The 9,097-nt window shown below is 52.4% G+C and carries 5 protein-coding genes; 3 read left to right on the forward strand and 2 right to left on the reverse strand.

Annotated elements, in window-relative coordinates:
- Nucleotides 1–409: 409 nt before the first annotated feature.
- Entirely contained in the window at nt 410–1,072 is a 663-nt protein-coding gene (locus H8Z83_RS18025; RefSeq protein ID WP_187016323.1) for a hypothetical protein, read from the reverse strand.
- Nucleotides 1,073–2,410: 1,338 nt separating this feature from the next.
- On the opposite strand from H8Z83_RS18025, the gene H8Z83_RS18030 reads away from it, so the two are divergent.
- Both H8Z83_RS18030 and H8Z83_RS18035 read left to right on the forward strand, forming a co-directional pair.
- A complete protein-coding gene (locus H8Z83_RS18030; protein WP_187016324.1) occupies nt 2,411–3,562 on the forward strand; it encodes a tyrosine-type recombinase/integrase in 1,152 nt (383 codons plus the stop codon).
- Between the two features lie 855 nt (nt 3,563–4,417).
- Nucleotides 4,418–4,738 carry a TfoX/Sxy family protein gene (locus H8Z83_RS18035; protein ID WP_072850661.1) on the forward strand — a complete coding sequence of 107 codons (321 nt, stop codon included), beginning with the start codon at nt 4,418–4,420 and terminating at the stop codon, nt 4,736–4,738.
- Between the two features lie 1,003 nt (nt 4,739–5,741).
- Here the strand turns inward: H8Z83_RS18035 and H8Z83_RS18040 are convergent.
- Entirely contained in the window at nt 5,742–6,935 is a 1,194-nt protein-coding gene (locus tag H8Z83_RS18040; RefSeq protein WP_187016325.1) for an IS110 family RNA-guided transposase, read from the reverse strand.
- A 774-nt stretch (nt 6,936–7,709) separates the two neighbouring features.
- On the opposite strand from H8Z83_RS18040, the gene H8Z83_RS18045 reads away from it, so the two are divergent.
- On the forward strand, nt 7,710–8,861 hold the full coding sequence (locus tag H8Z83_RS18045) for a tyrosine-type recombinase/integrase (RefSeq protein ID WP_187016326.1): 1,152 nt from the start codon (nt 7,710–7,712) through the stop codon (nt 8,859–8,861).
- Nucleotides 8,862–9,097 lie beyond the last annotated feature (236 nt).

Below are 9,097 nucleotides of genomic sequence, written 5' to 3' on the forward strand. Positions count from 1 at the left end.
GAAAAAGGCGGCACACAAAAAACGGAACTTATGAAAAGCAAAAGTCCTCGAAATCAGACGATTTCGAGGACTTTTGGTACGCCGTGAGGGATTCGAACCCCCGGCCTTCTGGTCCGTAGGTTGTCTCAAAGCAAAATCGGAGTCGTTTCGGCTCCGATTTGTGCTTTTTGCCGCCGTTCGCTCGGCGGATTTTCCATTGTTTCCGTCCAGCCCTGCCCGTTCCAATTCCATTCTGGGTCAAAACTGGGTCAAAGGCGTATCTGGAATTGTATAAATTCTGTGTTTCGTTGTTTTATCAGCAGGGATGTTTTTGAATACGCCTTTTAAATTCCTGACAGGGCGGGGGCCTGAGTATGAATCGTAGTATGTACCAAAGCCTGAAAAAAGCACCAGGGGCGGATTGTTCCTATTACAACTCTGCTTCGGCGGTTTTGCCCCGCTTGCGGCGTTCGTGCTGCTCATCAAGGAGGGCCACACAATAGAGAAGCAGAATAATAAGCGATGCGCCAAGAACATAAACAAACAGTTCCACAAGATTACCGTTTGGATCTTCCCGCAGATCCAGATAATTGTTGCCTAACAAGGCCGTATACTGTTCAGCCGTTGTGCCAAACAAGTCCATGAGAGCATCCAGATTCTCAGACGTCATTTGCTTGACGATGCCGTCGGCGCGGTATGACTGTGGTATGGTGCCTGGAACTGTAAAATCAGAGTTGCTGTATTCAACAATGTCCGCAAAGTTTTCAAAGATCACATCATTCATGGAGACGATGCACATGGTCTCATCCGTGCCAACCGCCAGATAAAAACAATTATTTTCCTCGCCACCCGAAATTTTCAGGAGCCAGTTGGAGAGGTGCTGAACATCCAGATAGCAGTAATCGCCCTGCTTTGCTTCCAAAGTAAAGGGCTCTGGCTGGGGTGGTGTCCGGAAATGCACATAGCTGAACACGCCCAGGGAAAGCAGGATGCCGAGAGCTGGAAGAACGAGGAAAAGACGATGGTCATCCATCCATTGCAAGAGCTTTTCAAGGGGCTTTCCCAGCGTTTCCAAAGGAAAAAAGGCAAACATAAAGAGAATCATCCTCACTCTGTTTTTTCATCCTATGGATTCCGATTTGGTGACACCATAGTACCATGGCGTAAGGCTGTTTGCAATAGTGGTTTTAAGCAAAAGCAGGAAAGCCAAGAACTCCACAGTAAGGGCTGCGCAGCCCAGCGGGGCCGCGACGCCTCGAAACAGCGACACGCATAAGCGCATCGCTGTTCCGAAGGCTCTCTGCGTTCTTTGGGAGCACCCCCGGCCAAGGCCAAAAAGCGGCAAAGTTTGCCGTTCTACCCCCTGGCCGCGCAGGGTTTCCGAACCGCGCAAAACGCTCTGAGGGTAGTAATAGCGCCCCCATCCGAAACGCCCCCTGTTTCGCCGTGTGTGCCCTTGTGTGCGATCCTTCTCCGAAAGGCGAGTGTGTACCCGCTTTCACCCGCAAAAGCGAACGTGGGCCATTTGTGCGAAAAGTTGAAAAGTGGGATGAAAAGCGGTTGGGGGATAAAATTTATGGCGGCAGCTTTGCCGGATTTTTCTCTTCTGCTGGTGTTGAGGGTTCACAGAGAACCGGGAAATGTATGTATATAAAAGTGTGGCGGAACAAAAGGAATTTCACTGACAGCACAAAGCTGCGCTGTGGGCGAGGGAAGGCCCCGTGTTTCGCCGTGTGTGCCCTTGTGTGCGATTTTTCTCCGAAAGCCGAATGTGTACCCGCTTTCACCCGTGAAAACAAACGTGGGGCGTTTGTGCGAGGAGTTGAAAAGCGGTTTAAAACAGCGTTGTGATGGTAACTTTTTGACGATATTTGCGGGAACGATTTGGGGCGAAAAGCCGAACTTTACAGGAAGGTTTTCTGAGTGGTGAAGGCCGTTCGATTTTAGCACAAGATAAAGAGAGGTGGTCGCAAAGCGACCCCTCTCGGCCTCAAAGCCCCGCAGTGCGGGGCTTTCCGGGGTTTGGAAACCGCAGTCTAAGGTGCACCTTGAGAGGCGTTTTCGCAGTCGTAGGTGAACATGAGGGGCATCAGACCCCAGCAACAGCGGACTTTTCAAGGTGGACGCTCCGCAGTCAAGCAGCAAAACCGCCGTTTTCAATCACCCAAAAAAGTGATTTCCAAGTAAGATCAATTTTCGGTACAGATCGTGCATATTTTGCGCCGCTGTAGTCAATAAAAAGAGCTGCTCAGCCGTTCAAAAATCGCACCGCTGTAACTAAAGAGAACGCCCCCGGCAGCGCAGAAATTGCGCCGCCATAGACAAAGATAGGGCATCCCCTTCAAATGATAACTTTTTGATAACAGTCTGGTTTTCCGATAGCTTTTCCCTCTTGGTTACGGTATTGTTCGTTGCGAAAGGGGCTGATACCATGCCAAAGCGACGAGCAAACGGGGAAGGGAACATCCGCAAACGAAAGGACGGTCGATGGGAGGGCCGGTACACAGTCGGTCACGATCCGGAAACTGGCAAGGCCATCATCAAAAACGTCCTCGGCAAAACACAGGCAGAAGTTAAGGAGAAACTCAAGAAAGCCATCGAAGAAAATGTGGGCATCGACTACGGACGGGCCAAGACCTACACGGTGGGAACATGGCTGGAGGTCTGGATGGAAAACTATGCCAGAGTAAAACTCAGACCGTCCACCTTCAAAACCTCACAAGGCTTTCTGAAAAACCACATCAAGCCGCAGATCGGTAGCGTTCCACTGGCAGAATTGACTTCTCTGGACTTGCAGAGATTCTACAAGCACCTGTTGGACGGCGGTCGGGTTGACCGCATCGAAGCCAAGAAAAAGCCGAAAGGTCTGGCTCCCAAAACAGTGCGGAACATCCACCAGATGATCGGCTCGGCGTACAACCTCGCCATGGAGCAGCGTCTCGTCACAAAAAATCCAACACAAGGCTGCGCCTTGCCGAAGGTGGAGCACAAGGAGATGAAAACCCTGACCTCGGATCAACTCAGCACCTTTTTCCAAGAGGCCAGGGACAGCGGCGTGTACGAGCTCTACTACCTCGACCTCGCCACCGGACTTCGGCGCGGCGAACTGTTGGGGCTGAAATGGACGGACGTTGATCTCGACCGTGGTGTGCTGAAAATCCAACGGGCAATTTCACGGCAGAATGGCAAAGTGGTCGAGGCACCGCTGAAAACGAAAAACGCCTACCGCACGCTGCCCCTGTCGGCAGATGCGATAGACGTTCTGATGCAACAAAGAAGAAAAACGGGCAACAGCGAGTGGGTATTCCCATCGCCAAGCGGAGGCCCTATGTCACCGGACAGCGTCCTGCACATGCTCCAGCGGGTGCTGAAACGGGCAGGGCTGCCCCGCATCCGCTTTCACGACCTCCGCCACACCTTCGCGACCATGGCCCTGCAAAACGGCGTGGACGTCAAGACCGTCAGCAGTATGCTGGGTCACTACTCGGCGGGCTTTACGCTGGACACCTACGCCCACGTCACCACCGACGCCCAACTCAAAGCCGCCCAGACCATGGGGAACATCCTCTCCCGTGCCGTCTGATGGTTTCCGCTACCCGCTCCCGTTGGGGTCAGCGTTTGGGTCAGAAAAAAGCAACACCCTAAAAACGGAACTTATGAAAAGCAAAAGTCCTCGAAATCAGACGATTTCGAGGACTTTTGGTACGCCGTGAGGGATTCGAACCCCCGGCCTTCTGGTCCGTAGGTTGTCTCACGCACAAATCGGAGCCGTTTCGGCTCCGATTTGTGCTATTTGCCGCCATTCGCTCGGCGGATCTTCCGTTGTTTCCGTCCAACACTAACCGCTTTTTTCGGATTCTGGGTCAAAACTGGGTCAGACACGGTGTGCCCGCACCCACGCCAACAGCGTCTCGTAGTTCATCGCGCCGGAGGCGACAGCCAGACCGACCTCGACGACCTCATCATTCGTGCAGTCCAACCGAATACCGTTGACCTCCAGAGCAGAATTGATTTACGATTGAGCGAGAAAGTCCGGGCAGAAAACTGTTCGGACTTTTCTCATATAGTCCAAAGTTGCGGTAGAATTGGTCACAATGTAGTGGTATAATTTGAATACGAAAAGTGAGCAACAAATCGAAAGCTATGGAGGCGGCGCTATGCGTAAAATGACAGTGAAACAAGCCAGAAAAGTGAGAGACGCGCTGATGATTGGCGGTACCATAATTGTGCTGCTGACATATTTTTGGGAACCTTTCGTTTGCGTTGGCGTTATAGTAGGACTTTCGGGCTTGATTCCACATTTCCTTTATAACAGATGTCCCCATTGTGGCAAGCAACTTTACAGAAATGCGGGAAAGTATTGTCAGTATTGCGGGAAACCACTGGATGACTAAATTCCAGTTTTTGAAACTGAGAAATCGGGATTTGAGGTGGAAATATGGCATCAAGCAAGGAATACTTAGAGTTTATTTTAGGACAGCTATCTGAGTTAGAAGAAATTACTTATCGAGCTATGATGGGAGAATTTATTATTTATTATCGTGGCAAGATTGTAGGGGGTATCTATGATGATAGATTACTTGTTAAACCAGTAAAATCAGCAATTAGTTATATGCCGACAGCTCCGTATGAATTACCCTATGAGGGAGCAAAAGAGATGTTGTTGGTAGATGAAGTTGATAATAAGGAATTTTTGACAGGCTTGTTTCATGCAATGTATGATGAACTGCCAGCCCCAAAACCGAAAAAGAAGAAATAAACAATTTCCGATTTGCTGAACTTATCGTACCATAACGCAAAAGCGTTTGCAACTGGAACTGCCAACAGAAAATTCTGTGTGTTCGCAAGAAAATAGGAATCGTGCGGGGAACTACGCCCACCTGACCTCAGAAAACGGCAAATGAGCCGTTTTGACATGCGGGTGTCCGGCGTTTCAGCAGCACGTAAAGCGCGCTGAGGGTAGTGATACCACCCCTCGCCTCGCACACGCAGAAAGCCCTGAGCGCAGGATGTACAAACCGCAATTTCGGCAGAAGCGAAAAAGATCACGCAGCCCAGCGGGGCCGCGACGCCTCGGAACAGCGACGCGCATAAGCGCATCGCTGTCCCGAAGGCTCTCTGCGTTCTTTGGGAGCACCCACGGCCAAGCCCCAAAAGCGGCAAAGTTTGCCGTTCTACCCCCTGGCCACGCAGGGTTTCCGAACCGTGTGAAACGCTCCGAGGGTAGTGATACCACCCCCACCTCGCACGTTCAGAAAGTACTGCGCACAGAGTGAAAAAACAACAACATCACCAAGTTGCAAACAGATCACGCAGCCCAGCGGGGCCGCGACGCCTCGGGACAGCGACACGCATAAGCGCATCGCTGTCCCGAAGGCTTTCTGCGTTCTTCGAGAGCACCTCCCGGCCAAGATCCCAAAGCGGCAAAGTTTGCCGTTCTGATACCCGGCCCGGGGATGTTCGTGAATGTGCAGTACGTGTCGAGGGTAGTGATAGCGGCCCCGTCCGGAAGGCCCCTGTTTCGCCGTGTGTGCCCTTGTGTGCGATCTTTCTCTGAAAGCCGAGGGTGTACCCGCTTTCGCCTGTGAAAGCGAACGTAAGCCGTTTGTGCGAGAAGTTGAAAAGCGGTTGGGAACAGCGTTGTGACGGTAACTTTTTGGCGATATTTGCGGGAACGGTTTTGGACGAAAAATCGAACTTTTTAAGCCGGATTTTTGGACGGGGAAGGCCGTTCGATTTTAGCACAGACCGGCTATAATTTGTCAAGCCGAAATCTCATTTGGGATATAGGGCGTGTAGGCCTTGTTGTCTCTCATAACGGCGTAAATGATGGAGACCATCTTCCTGCAGGCGTGGCCCACGGACGCCATGTAAGGCTTCCCTTCATCCCGTTTTTTCTGGAAATAAAGCTTCAGCGCCGGATCGTGGAGCACCGCCGATGAAGCCGCCAGCCAAATGGCGTGCCGCAAATAAGGCGAGCCTCGTTTGGACATACGGTTTCTGACGCCGTTGTATTCGCCGGACTGCCGCATGGTTGGATCGATCCCCGCGTAAGCGGCAAGCTTTGCCGCAGAGGAAAAACGGCTGATGTCTCCGATCTCGCTGAGGATATACGCGCCAAGGGTCGGGCCGATGCCGGTGATGGTGGTAATCGGCGTATCCAGGGTGTCCATGATCTCCGCGATCTTGCGATCCATTTCCCTGACCTGTTGTTTTAAGAAATCGAGGTGCTTTGCATAGAGCCGGATCATCGTGCTGAAAACGTCGCCGGCCATGGCGAAGCCAAAGGAATTGCGCGCAAGCGCCTGAAGCTCCTGCGCTTTCGCCATGCGGAAGCGCTTGTGGCTGGAAACTTCGATGAGATAACAAAGTTCCTCAAGAGGCATCCCGGATAATTCCTTTGGCGTGGGGCAGGCTTGCAAAATTGCCATGGAAGTATCGCCAAACAGATTGGTAAAAGCGGTTTCATATTCAGGAAAGACCTGATCCAGCAGGGCAACGACCTTTCGCTTAACATCTGCCTGCATGGAAACGATGGCGTGCCGTCCACGGCACAACTCCCGCAGCTCATAAATGTTTTCGGGATGCAGTGTAGACTCGGAGAAGTGTCCGAAACGAATCACCTCTGCGATGAGCAGGGCATCCCGCGGATCTGTTTTGGCCTGACGGATGTAGAAGCTGCGGATGGAGTTGGTCTGCACCGGGTTGATGACCTGAACACGGAAGCCCTCCTTCTGAAGCCTGGTAAAAAGAGCGAGCCAGTAGTGTCCGGTGGCCTCCATTGCAAAGGAAACCTCGTCAAGCGGCAGCTTGGCCTTGGTGAGCATGGCCAGCAGCCGATTGTACCCGGAGCAGTTGTTGGTGAAGGAAAACGGCTTGATGATGACGGTGCCCTCGCCGTCGATTACCGCTGCCTCGTGCTTCCTCTTGGCGATGTCGATCCCAACGATGTACATAATGTAGGCTCCTCTCGTGTTCAAATTACGGACATTCCTCGTGCTGCTGAAGGTCACAACCTGTTGCGAGATTAGAAGAAAGCGATTTATCGCCCCGACATCCGGCTCATAAGTGACATCCCACAGGGCAGAGGTTCCAGTCTGTGCGCAGTAGACTTGGCTACAAAGATAGAAGCAGGAAATTCTCTGTCCGCATGAGGATATTATATCATCGCTCCCTCAAGGGGCGTTGATACCGGTTTTGAAGGTGTTTTGTGGGGAGATATCCCCGTTCGAAAATATAACAAGATAAAGGGCCGCAGTCGCAAGCGCCCGCAGCCCGCCCACAAAGCCCCGCAGTGCGGGGCTTTCCGAGGTTTTGAAACCGCAGTCTAAGGTGCACCTTGAGAAGTGTTTTCGCGGTCATAGGTGAACGTCAGACACGAAAAATGCCCGTGACGGCAGACTTTTCAAGGTGGACGTTCCGCAGGCGGTTGAGAAATTTGCTGTTTTCAACCGCTCGAAAAAGTGATTTTCAAGTGAGAGCAATTTTCGGCGCAGATCGCGCATATTTTGAGCCGCTGTAGTCAATAAAAAGGACTTTTCATCCGTTCAAAAATCGCACCGCTGTAACTAAAGACACGCCCCGGCAGCGCGAAAATTGCGCCGCCATAGACAAAGATTAGGGGCGGAAGTCACCGCACGACAAATGATAACTTTCTGATAACAGTTCGGCTTTTCGGTAGCTTTGTTCCCTTGGTTACGATATTGTTCGTTGCGAAAGGGGCTGATACCATGCCAAAGCGACGAGCAAACGGCGAGGGCAACATCCGCAAACGAAAGGACGGTCGATGGGAGGGCCGGTACACAGTCGGTCACGATCCGGAAACTGGCAAAGCCATCATCAAAAACGTCCTCGGCAAGACGCAAGCGGAAGTAAAAGAAAACCTGAAAAAAGCCATCGAGGAAAACGTCGGTATCGACTACGGACGGGCCAAGACCTACACCGTGGGGAGTTGGCTGGAGGTCTGGATGGAGAACTACGCCAAGGTGAAACTCAGACCGTCTACGTTCAAGACAAGCCAAGGTTTTCTGAAAAACCACATCAAGCCGCAGATCGGCGGCATCCCGCTGGCAGACCTCACTTCTCTGGACTTACAACGGTTCTACAAGCACCTGCTGGACGGCGGGCGAGTAGACCGCATCGAGGCCAAGAAAAAGCCGAAAGGGTTAGCACCCAAGACGGTGCGAAATATCCACCAGATGATCGGTTCGGCGTACAACCTCGCCATGGAGCAGAATTTGGTGAGCAAGAATCCAACGCAGGGCTGCGCCCTGCCAAAGGTGGAGCACAAAGAGATGAAAACCCTGACCGCCGACCAACTCAGCGCCTTCTTCCAGGAGGCCAGGGACAGCGGTGTGTACGAACTCTACTACCTCGACCTCGCCACAGGACTACGCCGTGGGGAACTGCTGGGACTGAAATGGACGGATATAGACCTTGACCGTGGCGTACTGAAAATCCAACGGGCCATCTCACGGCAGAACGGCAAGGTAGTCGAAGCCCCACTGAAAACGAAAAACGCCTACCGCACACTGCCGTTGTCGGCAGACGCAATAAGCGTTCTGAAAATGCAGAAATGCAAAGTTGGGAACAGCGAATGGGTGTTCCCGTCACCAACAGGAGGCCCCATGTCACCGGACAGCGTCCTACATATGCTGCAAAGAGTGCTGAAACGGGCGGGACTGCCACGGATACGCTTCCATGACCTGCGTCACACCTTCGCGACCATGGCCCTGCAAAACGGCGTGGACGTCAAGACCGTCAGCAGTATGCTTGGCCACTACTCGGCGGGTTTCACGCTGGACACCTACGCCCACGTCACCACCGACGCGCAGTTCAAAGCCGCCCAGACGATGGGCAATATCCTATCCCGTGCGGTATAGACCTTTCCGCTACCCGCTCCCGTTGGGGTCAGCGTTTGGGTCAGAAAAAAGCGGTACTCCCAAAACGGAACTTATGAAAAACAAAAGTCCTCGAAATCAGACGATTTCGAGGACTTTTGGTACGCCGTGAGGGATTCGAACCCCCGGCCTTCTGGTCCGTAGGTTGTCTCACGCACAAATCGGAGCTGTTTCGGCTCCGATTTGTGCTTTTTGCCACCATTCGCTCGGCGGATTTT

The sequence above is a fragment of the Dysosmobacter segnis genome (assembly GCF_014297285.1).
GTDB lineage: Bacteria > Bacillota > Clostridia > Oscillospirales > Oscillospiraceae > Oscillibacter > Oscillibacter segnis.

Bases quoted from the DNA above. Each gene is read 5' to 3' on its own strand.
- H8Z83_RS18025 (WP_187016323.1), bottom strand. From the start codon at position 1,072: ATGTTTGCCTTTTTTCCTTTGGAAACGCTGGGAAAGCCCCTTGAAAAG.
- H8Z83_RS18030 (WP_187016324.1), top strand. From the start codon at position 2,411: ATGCCAAAGCGACGAGCAAACGGGGAAGGGAACATCCGCAAACGAAAG.
- H8Z83_RS18035 (WP_072850661.1), top strand. From the start codon at position 4,418: ATGGCATCAAGCAAGGAATACTTAGAGTTTATTTTAGGACAGCTATCT.
- H8Z83_RS18040 (WP_187016325.1), bottom strand. From the start codon at position 6,935: ATGTACATCGTTGGGATCGACATCGCCAAGAGGAAGCACGAGGCAGCG.
- H8Z83_RS18045 (WP_187016326.1), top strand. From the start codon at position 7,710: ATGCCAAAGCGACGAGCAAACGGCGAGGGCAACATCCGCAAACGAAAG.